The sequence below is a fragment of the Mycobacterium lepromatosis genome (assembly GCF_000975265.2).
Taxonomy (GTDB): Bacteria; Actinomycetota; Actinomycetes; order Mycobacteriales; family Mycobacteriaceae; genus Mycobacterium; species Mycobacterium lepromatosis.
Map to the genome: position 1 here is coordinate 1,340,875 of NZ_CP083405.1, position 21,872 is coordinate 1,362,746.

Genomic DNA, 21,872 nt, shown 5'->3' on the forward strand with positions numbered 1-21,872 from the left:
CGGTGTGGGCATCGCCGACGTCGGCGTTAGTTAGAGCGTGACGTTTACTTGCTCATTTTCGCGTTAGCGTCGATTTCGCCGTCCTGTGCTGGAGCCGGTGCGCCCGGGTAGGGTGTCATCGCTGGTCATGGTTGACGGAGGTGTGACTGAGGTGATGGCGGTGCCGGCTGGGCTGCGTCCCAGCGCCACTGCGGGCGTGCGGCTCCCTGAGCTTGTGGCCCAGGTTGGTGCGGTGCTGGCCGACGGCCCCGGACAGGTGGCGACTGTCCCAGACATTCCGGTGACCGGTGTGACGCTGCGGGCCCAGGAGGTGCTGTCTGGTGATCTGTTCGCCGCTCTGGCCGGTGCGTCCACCCACGGCGCTCGGTATGCTGGCGTTGCTCTCGAACGAGGTGCCGTCGCGGTGCTTACCGACGTTGAAGGGGTCGCCAGGTTTACAGCACAGGCCAGCAGCGTTCCAATACTTATACATCCGTCACCCCGCAGCGTGCTCGGTGGTCTTGCCGCCACGGCATATGGAAATCCCTCCAACCGGATGACGGTTATTGGGATTACCGGAACATCGGGTAAGACGACTACCACCTATATGGTTGAGGCTGGCCTACGGGCTGCTGGGCGAGTGGCTGGGCTAGTCGGTACCATCGGCATCCGGATCGACGGTGTCGACATCCCTAGCGTGCTGACTACGCCGGAGGCTCCTGCGCTGCAGGCGATGCTCGCGGCGATGGCCGAACGGGGGGTGGAAACCGTGGTCATGGAGGTGTCTAGTCACGCGTTGAGTATGGGTCGGGTGGGCGGCACCCAGTTCGCAGTGGCCGGTTTCACCAATCTGTCTCGCGACCACCTCGATTTTCACCCCAGCATGGAGGAATACTTAGAAACCAAGGCGATGCTGTTCGATCCGCATTCATTGCTGCGGGCTTACAACGTCGTGGTATGCATCGACGACGACGCTGGGCGCGCGACGGCCGCCCGGGCTGGTGAAGCCATCACAGTCAGCGCCCTAGGGCAACCCGCATCTTGGCGCGCGACGGACGTTGCGCCACTGGGTGCCGGAGCCCAGGAGTTCACCGCCGTAGACCCCGCCGGTGTCCAGCACCGGGTCGGTATCCGGTTACCCGGCCGCTACAACGTCGCTAATTGTCTTGTCGCCCTGGCGGTTCTCGATGTTGTTGGGGTGTCGCCGGAGCAGGCTGCCCTGGGGCTTTGGGACATCCGAATCCCCGGGCGACTGGAACGGATCGACCGCGGCCAGGATTTTCTTGCGTTGGTCGACTATGCGCACAAGCCAGGCGCGCTACACTCGGTGCTGACCGCCCTACTGCAGCCGGACCATCGGCTGGCAGTGGTGTTCGGTGCTGGCGGCGAGCGTGACCCGGGCAAACGGGCTCCGATGGGCGAGATTGCCGCTGAGCTAGCCGATTTGGTCGTCGTTACCGACGACAACCCGCGCGGCGAGGATCCGGCGGCAATTCGTCGTGACATTCTGGCCGGTACCGTCGCGGCTGGCGGTGCGGCGCGGGTCGTCGAGATTGGTGACCGGCGGGCCGCGATCCAATACGCGGTTGCTTGGGCGGGTCCTGGTGACGTGGTGCTGCTGGCGGGCAAAGGTCATGAAACCGGACAGCGGGGCGCTGCCGAGACCCGCTCCTTCGATGACCGGGTGGAGCTGGCTCGGGCGCTGCAGGCCCGCGACGCCCGACGGCTTCCCGCTCCTGGGCGAGCGCGCCAATGATCGACCTGACGGTTGCCCAGATTACCGAGATCGTCGGTGGCACGTTGGTCGATATCTCTCCCGAGGAGGCTACCGAGCGCCGCGTCACCGGCAGCGTGGAATTCGATTCGCGGGCTGTTGTCCCCGGCGGTCTATTCCTGGCCTTGCCGGGGGCCCGCTCAGACGGGCATGACCACGCTGCCTCGGCGATAGCGGCCGGTGCGGTCGCTGTGTTGGCTGCTCGGCCGGTCGGCGTTCCCGCCATCGTAGTTGTTCCTGACCCTCGCACGGGCGACGGCGGGCTGACTGGGGTGCTTGAGCACGATGCAGACGGATCGGGCGCGGCGGTGCTGGCCGCGTTGGCCAAGTTGGCCCAGGCGGTGGCCGCGGAGTTGGTAGCTGGCGGGCTGACCATCATTGGGATTACCGGATCGTCAGGGAAGACGTCCACCAAAGACTTGGTGGCCGTCGTGCTGGAGTCGCTCGGTAAGGTGGTGGCGCCGCCTGAGTCGTTCAACAATGAATTGGGTCATCCCTGGACAGTGTTGCGTGCAACCCGTAGCACGGACTATCTGATTCTGGAGATGTCGGCACGTCGTCCCGGTAATATTGCCGCGTTGGCGGCGATCGCTCCGCCAACGGTAGGGGTTGTCCTCAACGTCGGCACTGCGCACCTAGGTGAGTTCGGCTCCCGGGACGCCATCGCGCGGGCTAAAACCGAGCTGCCGCAAGCTATTATGCAATCCGGTGTGGTCATACTCAACGTCGATGACCCGGCGGTGGCGGCGATGGCCGATGCGACCGCGGCCCGCGTGATTCGGGTTAGTCGCGGTAGTCGTAGCGATCTGGGGTCGCCAAACAGCCCAGACGTTTGGACTGGTCCGGTGTCGCTCGACGAACTTGCTAGGCCGCGCTTCACGCTGCATACGCGACATCCGCGCGCCGGCGCCACCGAAATCCAACTCGGCGTGTACGGCGACCACCAGGTCACCAACGCCTTGTGCGCGGCTGCGGTCGCGATGGAATGCGGCGCTAGCGTCGAGCACGTGGCGGCTGCGCTCGCCGCGACGGGGCCGGTGTCGCGGCATCGGATGCAGGTGACCACGCGCGCTGACGGGGTGACGGTGATAGATGACACCTACAACGCCAACCCCGACTCGATGCGGGCCGGGCTGCAGGCCCTGGCTTGGATCGCGCATGGCGGGACCCATGATAAGAACCAGCGAGGTTCCTGCGCTCGACGAAGCTGGGCGGTGTTGGGTGAGATGGCCGAGCTTGGGGAGGATTCGATAATCGAACACGATCGCATCGGCCGGCTAGCGGTGCGCTTAGATGTGTCTCGACTCGTTGTCGTGGGAGGGGGAAGGTCGATAAACGCCATGCACCGCGGAGCGGTTATGGAAGGTTCGTGGGGCTTAGATACGGTTAACGTGGCCGACCCCGTTGCTGCCCTGGAATTGTTGCGGGCTGAAGTACGACCTGGCGACGTGGTCCTGATCAAGGCGTCGCATTCGGTCGGGCTAGGGGCGCTGGCTGATGTACTGGTGGGCGACGGGGCCCCCCGCCCATGAGACAGATCCTTGTCGCCGTAGCCGTCGCTCTGGTTGTGTCTATCCTGTTGACCCCAGTGCTAATCCGGTTGTTCACCAAGCACGGCTTCGGTCATGAAATCCGTGAGGACGGCCCACCCAGCCACCACGCCAAACGGGGAACCCCGTCGATGGGCGGTGTTGCCATCGTTGCCGGCATCTGGGCTGGCTACCTGGGCAGTCATCTGGCAGGCTTGGCGTTTGACGGTGAAGGTGTATCGGCGTCGGGTGTGTTGGTGCTGGGTCTTGCTACCGCGCTGGGCGGCGTCGGATTCCTCGATGATCTGATCAAGATCCGCAGGTCTCGCAACCTTGGGTTGAACAAGAAAGCCAAGACCGTAGGGCAGATCACAGTCGCGGTGCTGTTCGGGGTGCTGGTGTTGCAGTTCCGCAATGGCGCCGGCTTGACACCGGCCAGCGCGGATCTGTCCTACGTGCGTGAGATCGCGACCGTCACCTTGGCACCGGTGTTATTTGTGTTGTTCTGCATGGTCATCGTCAGCGCCTGGTCAAATGCGGTCAACTTCACCGACGGCTTAGACGGGCTGGCCGCTGGCAGCGTGGCGATGGTCACCACCGCCTATGTTTTGATCACTTTTTGGCAATATCGCAATGCGTGCGTGACGGCGCCGGGCTTGGGTTGCTATAACGTTCGCGATCCACTGGACCTGACGCTGATAGCGGCTGCTACGGTGGGCGCGTGTATCGGCTTTTTGTGGTGGAATGCCGCACCAGCCAAGATTTTCATGGGCGATACCGGGTCCCTATCTTTAGGCGGCGTGATCGCCGGCTTGTCGGTCACCAGTCGCACTGAGATTCTCGCGGTCGTGCTGGGTTCGCTGTTCGTTGCCGAAATCACCTCGGTTGTATTGCAGATCTTGTCCTTTCGGACCACCGGTCGCCGGGTGTTCCGGATGGCGCCGTTCCACCATCATTTTGAGTTGGTCGGTTGGCCCGAAACCACGGTGATCATTCGTTTTTGGCTGCTCACGGCGATCACTTGCGGTCTGGGCGTGGCCCTGTTCTACGGTGAGTGGCTAGCCACCATTGGCGCTTGACGTGCTTGACACGCTGACACCGGGCGCGCCCGTATTAGTAACTGGTGGCGGGGTGACCGGGCGGGCGGTGCTGGCGGCGCTGACCCGTTTTGGTATGGAAGCAACGCTGTGTGACGACGACCCAGCCGCCCTGCAGCAATACGCTGACAACGGGGTGGCGACCGTGAATGCAGTTACCGCCACACAGCAGATGTTCGAGCAGGGAAGAAAATACGTCCTGGTGGTCACCAGCCCAGGCTTCGCGCCGACCGCCCCTGTGCTCGTCGCCGCGTCGGCGGCGCGGGTGCCTATATGGGGCGATGTGGAGTTGGCTTGGCGACTCGATGCCGCGGGCTACTACGGGCCGCCACGTCGCTGGCTCGTGGTGACGGGTACGAACGGCAAAACGACGACGACGTCGATGCTGCACGCGATGTTGGCGGCAGATGACCGGCGTAGTCTGCTGTGCGGCAACATCGGCCGCCCGGTTTTGGATGTTTTAAATGAGTTTGCCGAGTCCTCGGACGTTCTTGCTGTCGAGTTGTCCAGTTTTCAGCTGTACTGGGCGCCTTCGCTACGACCGGAGGCCGGGGTGGTGCTCAACATTGCCGAAGACCACCTCGACTGGCATTCGACAATGGCCGAGTACACCATGGCGAAAGCCCGAGTGCTGACTGGCCGGGTGGCGGTGGTTGGGCTGGACGACAGCCGGGCCGCGGCACTGCTGGATACTACGGTAGCGCCGGTCCGGGTCGGCTTCCGGCTCGGCGAACCAGCCGTGGGTGAGCTCGGGGTGTGTGACGGTTATCTCGTTGATCGTGCGTTTGCTGACGACCTGGACTTGATGCCGGTTGCGTCGATACCGGTGTCGGGCCCGGTCGGAGTTCTCGACGCGTTGGCCGCTGCGGCACTGGCTCGCAGCGTCGGTGTAGGGGCGACCGCGATCGCCGACGCGGTCGCATTGTTTCGGCTGGGTCGGCACCGAGCGGAGGTGGTGGCCGTCGCCGACGGGATCCGATACGTTAATGATTCCAAGGCCACCAACCCGCACGCGGCCCTTGCCTCGGTGCTAGCTTACCCGCGTGTGGTGTGGGTGGCCGGTGGCCTACTCAAGGGCGCATCCGTCGATGCGGAGGTTGCGCGCATGGCGCCTCAGCTGGTCGGTGCGGTGCTGATCGGCCGAGATCGCGCGATGGTTGCCGAGGCGTTATCACGACACGCGCCCAATGTTCCCGTCATCCAGGTTGTAGCAGACGAGGATGCTGGTATGCATGCGGTTGCCATTGTGTCTGGTACTGATGTGATAAATATTAATGATAATGATGTTGGCGGGACTATTGGTACTCGTGTGATGGCTGTGGCCGTGGCGGCGGCCCGGGACTTAGCCCAACCCGGTGATACCGTACTGTTGGCACCGGCTGGCGCGTCGTTTGACCAATTCAGCAGTTACGCCGACCGCGGTGACAAATTCGCGGCTGCCGTACGCGCAGCGATCCGGTAGGCCGGTGTGGGTAACACGCTGGGCCGGGATAGGGGCCGGGGCGCGGGAGACAACAACAGTGCGCAGGTCGCCACGACCGTGGAGGCGGTTGAGTCCGGCACTGCTACGACCGCCGAAGCGAAGGTCAAACGAGCTGGCTCTCTGAGGGCGGGAGTACGCGGCCCTCGGACCCGGTTCGATGCTTGGCTGGGCCGGCCGATGACCTCCTTTCATCTGATCATTGCTGTAGCTGGATTGCTGACGGCACTAGGTCTGATCATGGTGTTGTCGGCCTCAGGTGTGCGGTCCTACGGCGATGACGGATCGGCCTGGACTATTTTCAGCAAACAGGTCTTGTGGACGATCATTGGTCTCATCGGCGGCTATTTTTCATTGCGGATGTCGATACGGTTCATCCGGCGCATTGCATTCTCCATTTACGTCATCACCATTATTTTGTTGGTGCTGGTGCTCATCCCGGGAATTGGCAATATCGCCAACGGGTCGCGTAAATGGTTTGTGATCGCCGGCTTTTCGATGCAGCCTTCCGAGCTGGCCAAGATTGCTTTCGTCATTTGGGGTGCGCATCTGCTGGCTGCCCGCCGGATGGAACGAGCATTGCTGCGCGAAATGCTGATTCCGTTGGTGCCAGCCGCGGTCATCGCGCTGGGCTTGATCGTGGCTCAGCCTGATCTCGGACAGACAGTGTCACTGGGCATCATCCTTTTGGCCCTGCTCTGGTATGGTGGACTTCCGCTGCGCGTCTTCATCACATCGTTGCTCGCGGTCTTTATTGCGGGAGCGATCCTGGCGATGTCAGCGGGTTATCGGTCAGAACGGGTGCGGTCCTGGATGAATCCCGAGGCAGATCCGCAAGACACCGGCTACCAGGCTCGGCAGGCAAAATTCGCTTTGGCCCACGGGGGCATCTTCGGCGACGGCCTTGGCCAGGGTGTTGCCAAGTGGAACTATCTGCCCAACGCTCACAACGATTTCATCTTCGCGATCATCGGCGAGGAACTCGGCTTAGTTGGCGCATTGGGACTGTTGGGACTTTTCGGGCTGTTTGCCTACACTGGGATGCGGATCGCGCGGCGGTCGGCCGACCCTTTCTTGCGGCTGCTGACCGCCACCACGACGATGTGGGTGTTGGGCCAGGCGTTTATCAACATCGGCTATGTGATCGGGGTGTTGCCGGTGACTGGTTTGCAGCTGCCTTTCATTTCTGCCGGTGGAACATCGGCGGCAGCAATACTTTTCATGGTCGGCATTATGGCTAATGCGGCTCGTCATGAGCCAGAGGCGGTGGCGGCGCTGCGGGCCGGGCGCGACGACAAGGTGAACCAGCTGCTACGGCTGCCGCTGCCGTATCTGCCGCCCCGGGTGGAGACGTTCCGTGACCGCAAGCAGGCTCGTCCGCAACCCGGCAAGGCGTCGGTTGGCTGCAAGCCCGCCCGCAAAGCCACCCGGGAGCCTGACCGGCCGCTGCTGCCGGCGTTCCCCCGAGTGGCTGATCGGCCGGAGCACCGATCAGGGCATTCTAGAGTTGGTCAGCTACGTGCCGGTCAACATTATACATCGCGCGTTCGTGTATTAGAAGGTCGGCGTTACGGGTGAACGACTCGGTTAGTGAGCCGACCGGCGGGCGAGGGAGCAGCCCGTCGGTCGACGGTGCCGCATTATCGATTAATCTCCCCTTGTCGGTCGTGCTGGCGGGCGGTGGTACCGCCGGCCATGTGGAGCCTGCAATGGCCGTCGCCGATGCACTTTCCGCGCTGGATCCGCAGGTTCGGATCACCGTGTTGGGCACTTCGCGTGGGCTGGAGACCAAGCTAGTGCCCGAGCGCGGCTATCACCTCGAGTTGATCACACCGGTGCCATTGCCGCGTAAGCTCACTGGCGACCTGGCCCGGCTCCCACTACGAGTGTGGCGTGCTGTCCGAGAGACCCGCGCGGTGTTCGAGGTCTTTGAGGCCCATGTGGTGGTGGGTTTTGGCGGGTACGTGGCACTGCCAGCGTACCTCGCCGCACGTGGTATCCCCAGGTTGCGGCGTCGTATCCCGGTGGTGGTTCACGAGGCCAACGCCCGGGCCGGCATTGCCAATCGTGTAGGTGTGCGCACTGCCGACCGGGTGCTCTCGGCAGTACCTGGTTCCGGATTACGCGGTGCCGAGGTAGTGGGAGTGCCGGTCCACGCGGCTATAACCACGCTGGACCGCTCGGCATTGCGAGGTGAAGCCCGCAAGCATTTCGGCTTCACCGACGACGCGCGGGTGTTACTGGTGTTCGGTGGTTCTCAGGGTGCAGTTTCGCTAAATCGGGCTGTCGCCGGTGCCGCTGCGGACCTGGCCGCCTCGGGAGTGGCCGTGCTGCATGCCCACGGACTCAAGAACACCCTCGAGCTGCGCACATCCGAATACGGTGAGCCGCCGTACGTAGCGGTGCCCTACCTTGACCGAATGGACCTAGCGTACGCTGCTGCCGACCTAGTGATTTGTCGGGCCGGTGCAATGACGGTCGCCGAAGTGTCGGCCGTCGGCTTGCCAGCCATCTATGTACCGTTGCCAATCGGCAACGGTGAGCAACGACTCAATGCGCTGCCGGTGGTCAACGCCGGCGGTGGCATGATGGTCGCTGACGCCGACTTGACGCCCGGTCTGGTGGCGCAGCAAGTTGTCAGGTTGTTCAGCGACCCGGCGCAGCTGGCGGCAATGACGGCGGCCGCCGCGCGAGTGGGACATCGCGATGCGGCACATCATGTCGCCAATGCGGCACTGGATCTGGCACGTGCAGAGCGTGACACGTTGTCTGGACGGAAACCATGAAAGTCGGGCAGTTGCCTCCCGAGTTGCAGCGGGTGCACATGGTGGGCATTGGGGGATCCGGGATGTCGGGCATTGCTCGCATCCTGCTGGACCGGGGCGGGCTGGTGTCTGGCTCAGATGTTAAGGAGTCGCGTGTTGTGCACGCACTGCGGGCGCGTGGCGCGTTGATCTGTATCGGACATGACGCGTCATTGCTGGACCTGCTGCCTGGCGGCGTTACCGCAGTCATTACCATCCATACCGCCATCCCCAAGACCAACCCCGAGCTGGTCGAAGCCCGGAGACGCGGCATTCCGGTTCTATTGCGACCGGCCGTGTTGGCCAGGCTGATGGATGGGTGCACCACACTTATGGTCGCCGGCACACACGGCAAGACCACGACGACGTCGCTGCTCGTTGTGGCTTTGCAGCACTGTGGATGTGACCCGTCCTTTGTGGTCGGCGGTGAACTTGCCGCGGTGGGCACCAACGGCCACCACGGCCTAGGCGACTGCTTCGTTGCCGAGGCCGATGAAAGCGATGGCTCGCTACTGGAATACACGCCCAACGTAGCGGTGGTCACCAACATCGACTCCGACCACCTGGATTTCTACGGTAGTGTCGATGCTTACGTCAGGGTGTTCGACTCCTTTGTGGAGCGACTCGCACTGGGGGGAGCGCTCGTTGTGTGTACCGACGATCCTGGGGCAGCCGTGCTGGCCCGGCGCACCGCTGAGCTGGGGATCCGGGTGTTGCGCTACGGTTCCGACGACAGGCCAGGCGAAACCTTGGCCGCCAGGTTATTGTCGTGGGAGCAACAGGGCACCGGAGCGGTCGCGCACATCCAGTTGGCTGGTCAACTAAACTCACGGGTGATGCGGCTACCGGTACCCGGGCGACACATGGCGCTCAATGCGCTGGGCGCGTTGCTGGCGGCGATCGAGATTGGCGCGTCGATCGATGAGGTGCTCGACGGGCTGGCTGGCTTCGGGGGTGTGCGTCGCCGCTTTGAACTGGTCGGGACTTCGGGAGTCGGTCAGGCTTCGAATTCGCTGGTGCGGGTGTTCGACGACTATGCCCATCATCCAACGGAGATCAGGGCGACGCTAGCGGCGTTCCGCATAGTGCTTGAGCAGAGCGGCGGCGGACGCTGCATCGTGGTGTTTCAGCCACATCTATATTCGCGAACAAAGGCGTTGGCCAGCGAATTTGGTCGTGAGCTGAGTGCTGCCGATGAGGTGTTCATCGTTGGCGTCAACGGTGCCCGCGAACAACCGCTCGCTGGCGTCAGCGGAGCCAGTGTTGCTCAGCATGTCAGCGTGCCGGTCCGCTATATACCAGACTACTCGGCGGTCGTTGCAGAGGTTGCTGCGGCGGCTGGCCCCGGCGACGTCATCGTCACGATGGGTATCGGTGACGTGGGCCTGCTGGGGCCGGAGATCGTTGCTGCGCTGCGGGCCCGGGCCAACTGCAATACTCCCGGCCGGTCGAGCGTGTTGCAGTGACAGAACCGGACGAGGGCGCACCAGTCAACCATTCGGCGACGATGTGGGCTGCGGTGGAGGTATCGCCCGTTTGCGGTGGACAACCGGACGATTCGGGCGTGGTGACGGAGGACTCCGGAGTCTTTGTCGATGCTGCGATCGTTGCACCGCTCACGACCCTAACGCGAGACGTGCCAGCGCAGGACGACCGCTACGAGTTCGAGGGGCCTCGCCGACGGGCCCGACGTGAGCGGGCTGAACGCCGTGCCGCGCAGGCGCGCGCCATCGCGATCGAAGAAGCTCGCCGTGAGGCTAAACGCCGTATCCATGGGCAGATGAGCAACGAGCCCAACTCCCCCAAACCGGTTGCGCGCGGCGTTGTTCGGGGCCTGAAGACGCTGTTCGCGACGATGATTTTTAGTATCGCCGGGCTCGGTCTTGGGTTGGCCCTCTATTTCACGCCGGCGATGTCAGCGCGCAACATCGTGGTTACCGGGATCGAGACGGTGACCCGCGAGGAAGTTCTCGATGCGGCCGGAGTGCAGCTTGGGACACCACTCCTGCAGATCAACACTAACCAGGTCGCTGACCAGGTAGCAGCGATCCGGCGAGTGGCCAGTGCGCGGGCACAGCGTCAGTACCCGTCAGCGCTGCGGATCACCATTGTTGAGCGGGTGCCGGTGGTGGTGAAGGACTTTCCCGATGGCTCGCACCTTTTTGACCGCGATGGCGTCGACTTCGCGACCGCTCCGCCGCCATCGGCGTTGCCTTATATCGATGTCAGTCATCCCGGACCGATCGATCCGCCGACCAAGGCTGTGCTGATGGTACTGCTCGCGTTGCGTTCTGAGGTTGTAAGTCAGGTGGCCCGGATCGCAGCCCCGTCGGTGTCGTCGATCAGCCTTACCTTGACAGACGGGCGGGTGGTGATCTGGGGGAGTACCGACCGCACCGAGGAGAAGGCCGAGAAGCTGGCTGCGCTATTGACCCAGCCTGGGCGGACATACGACGTGTCTAGCCCCGATTTGCCGACCATGAAATAGCGGCGGGGCATATACCTGTCAAACGTAGCGTTGGCACATCATGATGAACCGCAGAAAAAAACCGTGGCGCGTCGGCGCGCCTGCTCGGTTAGCACCTGTCATAGCCATACGGTGCTGGTTACACGGAGCTACTTGACATAACTCTAAGTCTATAGTTGAGGTTGATGTTTTGCCAAGCAGACACACCGCCGGGAGGAACCCACACCCATCAGGGAGCTCAAACCCGCCAGGGCAAGTTAGTCCCACCACGGAGGAAGACGAATGATGACCCCCCCGCATAATTACCTTGCCGTCATCAAGGTTGTGGGTATCGGTGGCGGTGGTGTTAACGCCGTCAACCGGATGATCGAGCAGGGCCTCAAAGGCGTGGAGTTCATGGCGATTAACACTGATGCGCAGGCGTTGTTAATGAGCGATGCCGACGTCAAGCTCGATGTCGGGCGGGACTCCACTCGCGGGCTGGGCGCCGGTGCGGACCCGGAGGTCGGGCGCAGGGCCGCCGAAGATGCCAAGGACGACATCGAAGAACTGCTGCGCGGGGCGGATATGGTGTTCGTCACGGCGGGTGAAGGCGGGGGTACCGGCACCGGAGGGGCACCCGTCATTGCGAGCATCGCACGCAAGCTAGGCGCGTTGACTGTCGGTGTGGTCACCCGGCCGTTCTCGTTCGAGGGCAAGCGGCGCAGTAATCAGGCCGAGAACGGTATCGCGGCGTTGCGGGAGAGTTGCGATACCCTCATCGTGATCCCCAACGACCGATTGCTGCAGATGGGTGATACCGCGGTATCCTTGATGGATGCGTTCCGCAGCGCCGACGAGGTGCTGCTGAACGGCGTGCAAGGCATAACCGACCTGATCACCACGCCGGGACTGATTAACGTCGATTTCGCCGACGTTAAGGGCATCATGTCGGGTGCGGGCACCGCGTTAATGGGCATCGGCTCGGCGCGCGGTGATGGTAGGTCACTCAAGGCGGCCGAAATCGCTATCAACTCCCCCTTGCTGGAAGCGTCGATGGAGGGCGCCCAGGGGGTACTGATGTCGATCGCCGGTGGCAGCGACCTGGGCCTGTTCGAGATTAACGAGGCGGCCTCGTTGGTCCAGGACGCCGCGCATCCGGACGCCAACATCATTTTCGGCACCGTCATCGACGATTCGTTGGGTGACGAGGTACGAGTCACTGTGATCGCGGCGGGCTTTGAAGCCAACGGACCGGGCCGCACGCCCGTGATGGGAAGTACTGGCGGCGCGCACCGGATCGAGTCGGCGAAGGCCGGCGCGCTCACTTCGACGTTGTTTGAGCCTGTCGACGCTGCCAGTGCGCCGCTACACACCAACGGTGCGGCTCTAACTATCGGCGGCGATGACGACGACGTAGACGTGCCGCCGTTCATGCGTCGCTGACGCCGGGCCGGGGACCTTTGAAGTGGGAGGATTTGCCAATACTGGACAGGTGAGCGTTCGCATCCGTCGAGTGAGCGCAATGCGGGCGGGTGGCGTTTCGCCATCGCTGTTCGATTCCTTGAACCTCGGTGACTATGTCGGTGACGACCCGACTGCGGTGGCCACTCACCGTGCTCGGCTGGTCGCTGCCACTGGACTGGGTGTCGATCGGGTGGTGTGGATGAGCCAGGTCTACGGTGATCGAGTCAAGATGGTTCATGAGCCGTGTGACACTGCGGTCGATGACACCGACGCTTTGGTGACCAGAATATTTCAGCTGGTATTGGCGGTCTTTACGGTCCACTATATGCCAGTGTTGCTGGCCGATGCGCATGCTGGAGTGACCGCGGCGGTCGACGTCGGGTGGTTGGGGGTTCGGCAAGGTGTAGTGGCTCGTGCGGTGGATATAATGATGGCCCTGGGTGCGCACGTTGGAGACATTGCAGTGCTGCTTGGTCTGGCGGTTAGTGGCCGTAACTATGAGGTGCCCGCAGCGATGGCCGACGAGGTCGAGGTGGTGTTGTCAGATAACTGCACCACCACCTCAGCCGGAACTTCCGGCCTCGATTTACGGGTTGGAATCGCTTGCCAGCTCTGCGATTTAGGTGTCATGCCGATCGAAGCCTATCCACGCTGCACGGTGGCCGGCCAGACGTTGTTCAGTCACCGCCAGACCGCGTCAACAGGGCGACTGGTGTCGCTGGTCTGTATGGAGTGACCGCCATGGCGACGGATCTTGGCCTGCAGGGCGACCGCGAATCCGAATTAATGCATGCGTTGACGGCGGTGCGTTCCCGGCTTGCGGCCGCCTCGCAAGCCGCGGGGCGCAATGTCGGCGAAATCGAACTTTTACCTATTAGTAAATTCTTTCCAGCAACTGATGTTGCGATTTTGTCTCGCTTGGGTTGTCGGTCTGTTGGTGAATCGCGGGCACAGGAAGCTTCAACGAAAGCTGCTGAACTCACTGAGTTGTTAGGGGTTTCTCGGGAGGCGAAATCGCGTATGCACTGGCACATGGTGGGTCAAATTCAACGCAACAAGGCGCAGTCGTTGGCGCAGTGGGCGCACACCGCTCATTCGATCGACAGCTCGCAATTAGTCACGGCGCTCGATCGGGCGGTAGCCGCGGCGTTGGCCGGCGGTCGTCGCGAGCAGCCGTTGCGGGTCTATGTTCAGATAAGTCTCGATGGCGACATATCGCGCGGTGGTGTCAACGTGACCGCGCCCGGCGCAGTTGACCGGGTCTGCGCGCAAGTCGATGAGTCGAAAAGCCTGGAGTTGATCGGGTTGATGGGCATCCCGCCGTTGGGGTGGGATCCCGACCAGGCTTTTGAACAGTTGCGATCGGAACATCGCCGGGTGCTGCGGTCACATCCGGATGCGATCGGGCTGTCCGCTGGTATGTCTAACGATTTTGAGATAGCGGTCAAACATGGTTCGACGTGTGTGCGTGTCGGTACCGCGCTATTGGGTCCAAGCCGGTTACGGTCGCTATAAGGTAGTCACTATAGTCACATCTTCATCACAGACACCAGAACTTTCAGGCCTAGAAGGGGATCACGCAATGAGCACACTGCACAAGGTCAAGGCCTATTTCGGAATGGCTCCGATGGAAGACTACGACGACGAGTACTTTGACGATCGCTCTCCCACCCACGGCTACGGGCGTCCCCGGTTTGAGGAAGGGTACGGCCGCTATGAAGGGCGCGACTACGGTGACCTGCGTGGCGAGCTGACCGGCTATCCGCCGCTAGGGTACCGTGGCGGCTATGGGGATGAGCATCGCTTCCGCCCGCGCGAGTTCGACCGGCCTGACCTGAGCCGCCCGCGCTTGGGATCGTGGTTGCGAAATTCCACCCGAGGAGCTTTGGCGATGGACCCGCGCCGAATGACCATGCTGTTTGACGAAGGTAGCCCGCTGTCGAAGATAACCACGCTGCGACCTAAGGACTACAGCGAGGCGCGCACTATTGGCGAGCGGTTTCGAGATGGCACCCCGGTCATCATCGATTTGGTGTCGATGGACAATGCTGACGCCAAGCGCCTGGTCGATTTCGCCGCGGGCTTGGCCTTTGCGTTGCGCGGATCCTTCGACAAGGTCGCAACCAAGGTGTTCCTGCTGTCGCCAGCCGACGTTGACGTATCCCCTGAAGAGCGTCGTCGGATCGCCGAAACCGGTTTTTACGCCTACCAGTAGATCAGTTTATCATTAGATCCTACCACAACATATGGGTCCGACCTCAGAGTCGGTACTCTGGCAGTAGCCGTATTTGTAGACGGTGATTGGTACCCTCATTGGTAAGGTCGGGCTTTAGTTGGCGTTGTTTTATCAGATATTTGGGTTGGCGCTGTTCGTCTTTTGGCTGCTGCTGATCGCTCGGGTTGTCGTTGAGTTCATTCGCTCATTTAGTCGTGATTGGCGCCCCAGCGGGGTTACTGTGGTAATCTTAGAGACCATCATGTCGATCACCGATCCGCCGGTGAAGTTGTTACGGCGGTTGATTCCGCAACTCACCATCGGCGCGGTCCGCTTCGATTTGTCCATCATGGTGTTGTTGCTGGTTGTGTTCATCGGCATGCAATTGGCTTTAAGCGCTGCGGCCTAAGTGCCTAAGTCATGCCCCCGCCGCTCCGGAAGCAGGCGACGGTTCGGCCACGTTTTGACGACGGTTTGCTCCGTGTGATTTCAAATCTAAGGGTTGAGATTTAATTGGCCTTACAGTTTGAAATTCTTTACTTAAATTATTAGATAACGGTAACAGTCGGTTCTGGTGTGACAGGATGGACGGTAGTTGCGCGATGGCTACCACGCCGTTCTACACTTTCCAAATCGTTTGACAAGGGAATTGAGGGGACGAACAATGCCGCTTACACCAGCCGACGTCCACAACGTGGCGTTCAGTAAGCCGCCCATCGGCAAGCGTGGCTATAACGAAGATGAGGTCGACGCTTTCCTCGACCTGGTTGAGAATGAGTTGACTCAGCTCATTGAAGAGAATTCCGACCTACGCCAGCGGATCGAGGAGCTGGATCACGAACTGGCTACAGGTGGCGGTCCCGGTGCCGGCCCTGTTATCGCCGCGCAGCCCACTCAGGCGCTTTCCACTTTCGAACCCGAACCGGTGCCTGCCAAGCAGGCACCGGTGGCAGTGGCTGCCGAGACGGCCGAAGAACTGGCGATGAAGGCTACTAGGGTGTTGAGCCTAGCTCAGGATACCGCCGACCAGCTCACCAGTACGGCCAAGGTCGAATCAGACAAGTTGTTGGCCGATGCGCGTGCCAATGCCGACCAAATTCTTGGTGAGGCTCGCCTCACGGCGGAGGCCACCGTTGCCGAGGCCCAGCAACGCGCCGACGCGATGCTGGCCGACGCCCAGACTCGCTCCGAGGTCCAGTCACGTCAAGCCCAGGAGAAGGCCGACGCCCTGCAAGCCGAAGCCGAGCGTAAGCATTCTGAGATTATGGGAGCCATCAGCCAGCAGCGCACGGTGTTGGAAGGCCGACTCGAACAGTTACGTACCTTCGAACGCGAGTATCGGACCCGGCTCAAGACCTATCTGGAATCTCAGCTTGAGGAACTTGGTCAGCGTGGGTCGGCTGCACCGGTTGATTCCAATGCGGATGCTGGTGGATTCGACCAGTTCAATCGAGGTAATAATTAGCCGAGAAGCGTGCCGGACTCCACGATCGGCACACTAGGTGGCAGTCCTAACTTGTCGGCTGGAGGAGCTGTCAATGCTGATCATTGCACTGGTGTTGGCTCTCATTGGGCTCGTTGTGCTGGTGTTTGCGGTCGCTACCAGCAATTCGCTGATGGCTTGGGTATGTATTGGTGCAAGTGTCCTGGGCGTGGTGTTGCTAATCGTTGACGCAGTGCGGGAACACCAGCGCATTGATGCGGCCAACAAGGAGGATAAGGAAGACACGGACCAGGGCGATGAGGCTGCCTATGTCGAATACCTGGACTAAGTGCCAGCGGGGATCTCAGTGGGAGCCCTAGAGGCGGGCGGCCAGGAAGGCGACACCGGCAGCAGTGACTTGTCGGGGTAGGGGCCGGACACGGACACGAGTGAGGAATCGGCGATAACCACCGACGACCACGGTAACGACCGGGTTGCCATGTAGACGTTGGATGAGAAGCCACCTCGGGCGCCCGTAGCGCCCTAGGCGGCTATTTTTCAGCGGCCCTGTGATGTGCTGTTGGTGGTGGGTGTGGTGAGGAGTCGCGAACCTGATCGTCGAGTGATTTTGTGACAATCCGAGCAGACCTGTCCAACCGCATCAAACACGGTTAGCGCGCGTCGCGCACACCACATCGTGGGCTTCGCGCGAGAGCTCACGGCAGGCTGACCGTCGGCCCGACAGGTATCGCAACAATATATTTATAATATTTATTGAGATTTGGGGGTCGAGTCGGACCTCGTGCTCTGTAGGGCACGGGACAGCCGTCAGCATGCTGGCTCGGCGGCGCACACTCGGATCAGCCAGCTCGGCCGATCACAGACACGCCTCCCGAACCGAACCGCGGTGACCGCGGTGTGACGTCAACTCTAAATTTCCGCATCGAAATCCAAGCCGCGTATCTGGCCGAAATCGATTCCGGGAGAACCCTTTATGACTAGGTCTTGGCTTCCGTGCGAGCCAGTATTGAACGGTGCATCGCTGGGGTAATTGAAGCCTAGGGTGTTGTTGGTTTTGTGTGGTTGAGGGGTGTGGTGGGTTATGTGGTGGGGATCGGTGGTGTGGGTTGTGTTGGTGGTTTAGGGTTGGTCGCGGCGTAGGTGGGCTGCTTGCAAGGGCCGCTGAGTAGTTGGTGTTGGTCACCGGCCGCGACATCGAAGCTGGCGATGCTGGGGGTGCGTCTGGTGTGGCGGGTGGCCGGGGATCAGTTGCGCTTTTCTGGTGATGTGTTAGCCCGCCACGCGCACAAGTCACCAGATCACGCCGTGGATGGCTTTTATCTTCCTTCCGCGGTCGATCCCCACAAAAAGTCAAGTACTGCCCTAGGCTAGAGCACCGCCGTACGCGTCATCACCGGCTGCGAGGTCATCGACGAACTGTGAAACCAACACGGCACCAACACAGCCGGGGGCACACCGGCTGGCCGAGGGCCGGTGAACAAACAGACACCCCACAGCCATAGCATGCACCCGAAAGCGCCCCCAACACCCAGCGCCAACAAGATCTAGGCTAGCCCACCAAACTCCCGACCGTATCGGCCAGCGATGGCACACCAGAACACTACTTCACCTGCCACCTATGAAACCGACCAACAATTCCTGCCACAAACACCAACACCCCCGGCCACCACACAACAACAACGGCTCGGGCGAGCAGTTCAGGTGCACCAAATGCGGCAGTGACCAAGCCAGCTAAAACTGGGGTCGACAACATCTCAACAGATATGGCGCCAAGTCCTAGGGCCAGCAGTACCAAACCGTAGCAGATCAGCCAATCGACCAGCAGCGCCGCCAGCCGATGCCCTATCGGAGCCAGTGATCCCGGCCTGTGCTCCGGCAAAGCCGAAAGTCGCGTGGGGTTATTCGGAGCGTGAGGCCGAGGTCATCGGCCGATCCGATGGTCGGGCTCGACTAGCCTGCCGGCAACAGCCGTCTTCTCAAGGCGAGGTCGCGACGAACCGCTGCACCTCACCGGCAGACCAGATACGATCTTACAGTCCATGGCCCCGCAATAGAACCCGCGTGCAACCGGCCTCTGTTTGCGGGTGCATGGTCAAGTAACCTCGGCGCAATGTGGGGAGCTTACCAGTAATAACCAGCTCCATAGCGTCAGATCGTGGAGCAGGAAAATACTAAGGAGCATTTTGTGACGGAAAAGACGCCCGACGACGTCTTCAAACTAGCCAAGGATGAAAAAATCGAATTTGTCGACGTTCAGTTTTGTGACTTGCCCGGAATAATGCAGCACTTCACTATTCCGGCTTCGGCCTTCGATAAGAGCGTGTTCGAGGACGGGCTGGCCTTTGACGGTTCATCGATTCGTGGGTTCCAGTCGATCCACGAGTCCGATATGCTGCTGTTTCCTGACCCGGACACCGCACTCATCGATCCGTTCCGTGCAGCTAAGACACTGAATGTCAACTTCTTCGTCCATGACCCGTTCACCTTCGAGCCATACTCTCGCGACCCGCGCAACATAGCTCGCAAGGCTGAAAACTATTTGATTAGCACTGGTATCGCTGACACCGCGTACTTCGGTGCCGAGGCCGAATTCTACATCTTCGACTCGGTGAGTTTCGACTCACGCTCGAACGGTTCGTTCTACGAAGTCGATGCGATTTCTGGGTGGTGGAACACCGGCGCGGCGACCGAGTCCGACGGCAGCCCCAACCGCGGCTACAAGGTTCGCCACAAGGGTGGGTACTTTCCGGTGGCTCCCAACGATCAGTACGTCGACCTGCGCGACAAGATGCTTACCAACCTGACCAACGTTGGCTTCGTTCTGGAGAAGGGCCACCACGAGGTGGGCACCGGTGGGCAGGCTGAGATCAACTACCAGTTCAACACACTGTTGCATGCGGCCGATGACATGCAACTGTACAAGTACATTGTCAAAAACACCGCGTGGCAGAACGGCAAGACAGTCACCTTCATGCCCAAGCCGCTGTTCGGTGACAATGGCTCCGGCATGCATACTCACCAGTCGTTGTGGAAAAACGGCACCTCGCTAATGTACGACGAGATCGGCTATGCCGGTTTGTCAGACACCGCACGCCACTACATCGGAGGCCTACTTCACCATGCACCGTCGTTGTTGGCGTTCACTAATCCGACCGTGAATTCCTACAAGCGTTTGGTTCCCGGCTATGAGGCGCCGATTAAATTAGTGTACAGCCAGCGTAACCGGTCCGCATGTGTGCGTATCCCGATCACCGGCAACAACCCGAAGGCCAAGCGGCTGGAGTTCCGCTGTCCCGATGCATCGGGCAACCCCTACCTGGCGTTCTCCGCCATGTTGATGGCTGGCCTGGACGGCATCAAGAACAAGATCGAGCCTCAAGCCCCGGTTGATAAGGACCTCTACGAACTGCCACCGGAGGAGGGCGTAGACATTCCGCAGGCGCCCACCCAGCTGGCTGCGGTAATCGACCGACTCGAGGAAGACCACGACTACCTAACTGAAGGAGGAGTGTTCACACCCGACTTGATCGAGACGTGGATCCACTTCAAGCGCGAGAACGAGATCGAACCGGTCAACATTCGACCGCATCCGTACGAGTTTGCGCTGTACTACGATGTCTAAGGGGGACGCGGAAACCCTCTTGATGATCAACCAAAGCGGGTTTCTGCAATTTAGGCCCGGGGCTGACGTCCGATAATCACCCGCGACATGTTGACTGGCTGTCCCTCAGCCATTTCGGCAACCTCTAGCCAAGCTCCTGAAGACTTCAGAATACACCGTAGTTTCGGGTTCTAGTCGTTGCTAAAACGTCATGCGTGGAGCATGACGCGAAAGCGGCTCCATAGAACACCGAAGCTGATGACAGTACGTAGCTAGCTGTCCAAAGTCAGGTCCTTGCGGAAGCGTCACTTTTGTGTCGGCCAATGTGATGGCTGGTCCGACACAGCATCCGCGGCATGGTAAGAATACCGTTTGATGTTGGCATCCTCGGCGCACCGATATCGGTAATAGTGAGTGCCGTCAGTACGGTGAAATCATCTAGCGACAAACTGTTTCTAATTCGCAATTCCCTGCAGCCGGTCGTCCGCCACGATAGCGTGATCGGTCCCGATGAGGTCAACCAGCTAGCCGTTGTGGCGCCCAGCGCTGCGCAATTGCGGTCTCGTCCAATCCCCGATATAGAATCGGTATAGGCCGGTAGGATTGGCTGTATCTCCAAACACCATGTCCGGTAGAACTCACCGTCGAATTGCGTCCAGCCCGGTTGCCGCAGCGCCCGCATCAAGTCAAAAATTTCTTCGATACTTTTGCCGCGGGCAGCGAACAAGCTCTCCCATAAAGGCGAATTCCTGTTGTTACCAACTAACGCCGATGTCGAGCTCCACTCGTCCGGACGGCAAGAATGCCGCGGTGCCAATGGCTTTGGTCGCCGAGTAAGGATAGCCCATCGCGGGCATGTAGATGATGGTGACAAACCGCAGCCGGATGGTGACTTGGGTGTAGGGGATACGGGGTGTTTAGGGTCTCCAAATTAACCACGTGGTACGGAATCCCGATGCTGTTGTCGTAACCGAGGTCGTCGTCGGCCTTGGCGCTCTCGGTGATTTCCCGGGTGTTTAAGAACGCGTTGCTGATGCCGAATTTCATTCAGCTTCCTGCGCCCATACTGGCTCGATAAGTACCCTTTCCTCTTCGAGAATGATCTCTGCGTAACCCGCAGGACAGCAGCATGAATAGGATTTGGCATCTTTCGACATGGTCAACGAAAGTCTCGATGCGAAGCGCGCCAAATGGGAGTATCGCGCATATACTTAACGGTGGTGGTGCCGGTGAACAGCGGTTTGGTACTGCTGGCCCTAGGACTTGGCGCCATATCTGTTGAGATGTTGTCGACCCCAGTTTTAGCTGGCTTGGTCACTGCCGCATTTGGTGCACCTGAACTGCTCGCCCGAGCCGTTGTTGTTGTGTGGTGGTCGGGGGTGTTGGTGTTTGTGGCAGGAATTGTTGGTCGGTTTCATAGGTGGCAGGTGAAGTAGTGTTCTGGTGTGCCATCGCTGGCCGATACGGTCGGGAGTTTGGTGGGCTAGCCTAGATCTTGTTGGCGCTGGGTGTTGGGGGCGCTTTCGGGTGCATGCTATGGCTGTGGGGTGTCTGTTTGTTCACCGGCCCTCGGCCAGCCGGTGTGCCCCCGGCTGTGTTGGTGCCGTGTTGGTTTCACAGTTCGTCGATGACCTCGCAGCCGGTGATGACGCGTACGGCGGTGCTCTAGCCTAGGGCAGTACTTGACTTTTTGTGGGGATCGACCGCGGAAGGAAGATAAAAGCCATCCACGGCGTGATCTGGTGACTTGTGCGCGTGGCGGGCTAACACATCACCAGAAAAGCGCAACTGATCCCCGGCCACCCGCCACACCAGACGCACCCCCAGCATCGCCAGCTTCGATGTCGCGGCCGGTGACCAACACCAACTACTCGGCGGCCCTTGCAAGCAGCCCACCTACGCCGCGACCAACCCTAAACCACCAACACAACCCACACCACCGATCCCCACCACATAACCCACCACACCCCTCAACCACACAAAACCAAACCAGCAAGAAATAACCACCAACAACCAGCACAACCACGATATCGCGG

At 60.8% G+C, this 21,872-nt stretch carries 22 protein-coding genes and 2 pseudogenes; 19 read left to right on the top strand and 5 right to left on the bottom strand.

Features of this window, described 5'->3' with window-relative positions; all coding sequences use genetic code 11:
* The first annotated feature begins 142 nt into the window (after positions 1-142).
* From MLPF_RS06350 to MLPF_RS06425, 16 genes and pseudogenes are all read left to right on the top strand, one after another.
* The gene (locus MLPF_RS06350; protein ID WP_082082336.1) at positions 143-1,735 is read left to right on the top strand and encodes a UDP-N-acetylmuramoyl-L-alanyl-D-glutamate--2,6-diaminopimelate ligase; all 1,593 of its coding nucleotides are present in this window, start codon (positions 143-145) and stop codon (positions 1,733-1,735) included.
* A complete protein-coding gene (locus tag MLPF_RS06355; protein ID WP_045842785.1) occupies positions 1,732-3,285 on the top strand; it encodes a UDP-N-acetylmuramoyl-tripeptide--D-alanyl-D-alanine ligase in 1,554 nt (517 codons plus the stop codon). The genes MLPF_RS06350 and MLPF_RS06355 overlap by 4 nt, the downstream gene beginning before the upstream one ends.
* Positions 3,282-4,361 (top strand): phospho-N-acetylmuramoyl-pentapeptide-transferase, encoded by a 1,080-nt coding sequence (gene mraY, locus MLPF_RS06360; protein ID WP_045842786.1) that lies wholly within the window; start codon positions 3,282-3,284, stop codon positions 4,359-4,361. Before MLPF_RS06355 ends, mraY begins: the two co-directional genes overlap by 4 nt.
* A gap of 1 nt (position 4,362) precedes the next feature.
* Positions 4,363-5,841, top strand: a complete 1,479-nt coding sequence (gene murD, locus MLPF_RS06365) for a UDP-N-acetylmuramoyl-L-alanine--D-glutamate ligase (RefSeq protein ID WP_045842787.1) — start codon at positions 4,363-4,365, stop codon at positions 5,839-5,841.
* A gap of 6 nt (positions 5,842-5,847) precedes the next feature.
* Positions 5,848-7,437, top strand: a complete 1,590-nt coding sequence (gene ftsW / locus MLPF_RS06370; RefSeq protein ID WP_045842788.1) for a putative lipid II flippase FtsW — start codon at positions 5,848-5,850, stop codon at positions 7,435-7,437.
* A complete protein-coding gene (gene murG / locus MLPF_RS06375; protein WP_045842789.1) occupies positions 7,434-8,645 on the top strand; it encodes an undecaprenyldiphospho-muramoylpentapeptide beta-N-acetylglucosaminyltransferase in 1,212 nt (403 codons plus the stop codon). Before ftsW ends, murG begins: the two co-directional genes overlap by 4 nt.
* Positions 8,642-10,129, top strand: a complete 1,488-nt coding sequence (murC, locus tag MLPF_RS06380) for a UDP-N-acetylmuramate--L-alanine ligase (protein WP_045842790.1) — start codon at positions 8,642-8,644, stop codon at positions 10,127-10,129. The genes murG and murC overlap by 4 nt, the downstream gene beginning before the upstream one ends.
* Positions 10,126-11,151: a cell division protein FtsQ/DivIB gene (locus MLPF_RS06385; RefSeq protein ID WP_045842791.1), complete on the top strand. Its 1,026-nt coding sequence runs from the start codon at positions 10,126-10,128 to the stop codon at positions 11,149-11,151. The genes murC and MLPF_RS06385 overlap by 4 nt, the downstream gene beginning before the upstream one ends.
* Before the next feature lie 264 nt (positions 11,152-11,415).
* Complete coding sequence (gene ftsZ, locus MLPF_RS06390; RefSeq protein WP_045842801.1) at positions 11,416-12,555, top strand: cell division protein FtsZ; 1,140 nt, start codon at positions 11,416-11,418, stop codon at positions 12,553-12,555.
* 49 nt (positions 12,556-12,604) lie between these two features.
* Positions 12,605-13,312: a purine nucleoside phosphorylase YfiH/LACC1 family protein gene (locus tag MLPF_RS06395; protein WP_045842792.1), complete on the top strand. Its 708-nt coding sequence runs from the start codon at positions 12,605-12,607 to the stop codon at positions 13,310-13,312.
* A gap of 5 nt (positions 13,313-13,317) precedes the next feature.
* Complete coding sequence (locus tag MLPF_RS06400) at positions 13,318-14,091, top strand: YggS family pyridoxal phosphate-dependent enzyme (protein WP_045842802.1); 774 nt, start codon at positions 13,318-13,320, stop codon at positions 14,089-14,091.
* Between the two features lie 67 nt (positions 14,092-14,158).
* Complete coding sequence (locus MLPF_RS06405) at positions 14,159-14,791, top strand: cell division protein SepF (RefSeq protein WP_045842793.1); 633 nt, start codon at positions 14,159-14,161, stop codon at positions 14,789-14,791.
* A 118-nt stretch (positions 14,792-14,909) separates the two neighbouring features.
* On the top strand, positions 14,910-15,200 hold the full coding sequence (locus MLPF_RS06410) for a YggT family protein (protein WP_045842794.1): 291 nt from the start codon (positions 14,910-14,912) through the stop codon (positions 15,198-15,200).
* Positions 15,201-15,455: 255 nt separating this feature from the next.
* Positions 15,456-16,256: a DivIVA-like cell division protein Wag31 gene (gene wag31, locus MLPF_RS06415; protein ID WP_045842795.1), complete on the top strand. Its 801-nt coding sequence runs from the start codon at positions 15,456-15,458 to the stop codon at positions 16,254-16,256.
* A gap of 73 nt (positions 16,257-16,329) precedes the next feature.
* A pseudogene (locus MLPF_RS06420) lies at positions 16,330-16,554 on the top strand (hypothetical protein); the annotation flags it as partial.
* A gap of 821 nt (positions 16,555-17,375) precedes the next feature.
* Positions 17,376-17,606, top strand: a complete 231-nt coding sequence (locus MLPF_RS06425; protein ID WP_237817268.1) for a hypothetical protein — start codon at positions 17,376-17,378, stop codon at positions 17,604-17,606.
* Here the strand turns inward: MLPF_RS06425 and MLPF_RS06430 are convergent.
* Entirely contained in the window at positions 17,603-17,773 is a 171-nt protein-coding gene (locus MLPF_RS06430) for a hypothetical protein (protein WP_237817104.1), read from the bottom strand. The genes MLPF_RS06425 and MLPF_RS06430 overlap by 4 nt on opposite strands.
* A gap of 62 nt (positions 17,774-17,835) precedes the next feature.
* Positions 17,836-18,114 (bottom strand): hypothetical protein, encoded by a 279-nt coding sequence (locus MLPF_RS17275; RefSeq protein WP_050039009.1) that lies wholly within the window; start codon positions 18,112-18,114, stop codon positions 17,836-17,838.
* Positions 18,115-18,420: 306 nt separating this feature from the next.
* Here MLPF_RS17275 and glnA point away from each other — a divergent pair, with 306 nt between their 5' ends.
* Positions 18,421-19,857 (top strand): type I glutamate--ammonia ligase, encoded by a 1,437-nt coding sequence (gene glnA / locus MLPF_RS06440; protein WP_045842805.1) that lies wholly within the window; start codon positions 18,421-18,423, stop codon positions 19,855-19,857.
* Positions 19,858-20,108: 251 nt separating this feature from the next.
* On the opposite strand, the pseudogene MLPF_RS06445 reads toward glnA, so the two are convergent.
* Positions 20,109-20,883: pseudogene (locus MLPF_RS06445) on the bottom strand (LLM class flavin-dependent oxidoreductase).
* A gap of 143 nt (positions 20,884-21,026) precedes the next feature.
* Between MLPF_RS06445 and MLPF_RS06450 the strand changes: the two are divergent.
* Together MLPF_RS06450 and MLPF_RS06455 are read left to right on the top strand one after the other, a co-directional pair.
* The gene (locus MLPF_RS06450) at positions 21,027-21,272 is read left to right on the top strand and encodes a hypothetical protein (RefSeq protein WP_175266368.1); all 246 of its coding nucleotides are present in this window, start codon (positions 21,027-21,029) and stop codon (positions 21,270-21,272) included.
* Between the two features lie 62 nt (positions 21,273-21,334).
* The gene (locus MLPF_RS06455) at positions 21,335-21,505 is read left to right on the top strand and encodes a hypothetical protein (RefSeq protein WP_237817104.1); all 171 of its coding nucleotides are present in this window, start codon (positions 21,335-21,337) and stop codon (positions 21,503-21,505) included.
* Here the strand turns inward: MLPF_RS06455 and MLPF_RS06460 are convergent.
* A complete protein-coding gene (locus MLPF_RS06460) occupies positions 21,502-21,732 on the bottom strand; it encodes a hypothetical protein (protein WP_237817102.1) in 231 nt (76 codons plus the stop codon). The two genes, MLPF_RS06455 and MLPF_RS06460, sit on opposite strands and share 4 nt — an antisense overlap.
* Positions 21,733-21,858: a hypothetical protein gene (locus tag MLPF_RS15680; protein WP_272946133.1), complete on the bottom strand. Its 126-nt coding sequence runs from the start codon at positions 21,856-21,858 to the stop codon at positions 21,733-21,735.
* Positions 21,859-21,872: the final 14 nt, after the last annotated feature.

Bases quoted from the DNA above. Each gene is read 5' to 3' on its own strand.
- MLPF_RS06355 (WP_045842785.1), top strand. From the start codon at position 1,732: ATGATCGACCTGACGGTTGCCCAGATTACCGAGATCGTCGGTGGCACG.
- mraY (WP_045842786.1), top strand. From the start codon at position 3,282: ATGAGACAGATCCTTGTCGCCGTAGCCGTCGCTCTGGTTGTGTCTATC.
- murC (WP_045842790.1), top strand. From the start codon at position 8,642: ATGAAAGTCGGGCAGTTGCCTCCCGAGTTGCAGCGGGTGCACATGGTG.
- ftsZ (WP_045842801.1), top strand. From the start codon at position 11,416: ATGACCCCCCCGCATAATTACCTTGCCGTCATCAAGGTTGTGGGTATC.
- MLPF_RS06400 (WP_045842802.1), top strand. From the start codon at position 13,318: ATGGCGACGGATCTTGGCCTGCAGGGCGACCGCGAATCCGAATTAATG.
- MLPF_RS06405 (WP_045842793.1), top strand. From the start codon at position 14,159: ATGAGCACACTGCACAAGGTCAAGGCCTATTTCGGAATGGCTCCGATG.
- wag31 (WP_045842795.1), top strand. From the start codon at position 15,456: ATGCCGCTTACACCAGCCGACGTCCACAACGTGGCGTTCAGTAAGCCG.
- MLPF_RS06450 (WP_175266368.1), top strand. From the start codon at position 21,027: ATGGGAGTATCGCGCATATACTTAACGGTGGTGGTGCCGGTGAACAGC.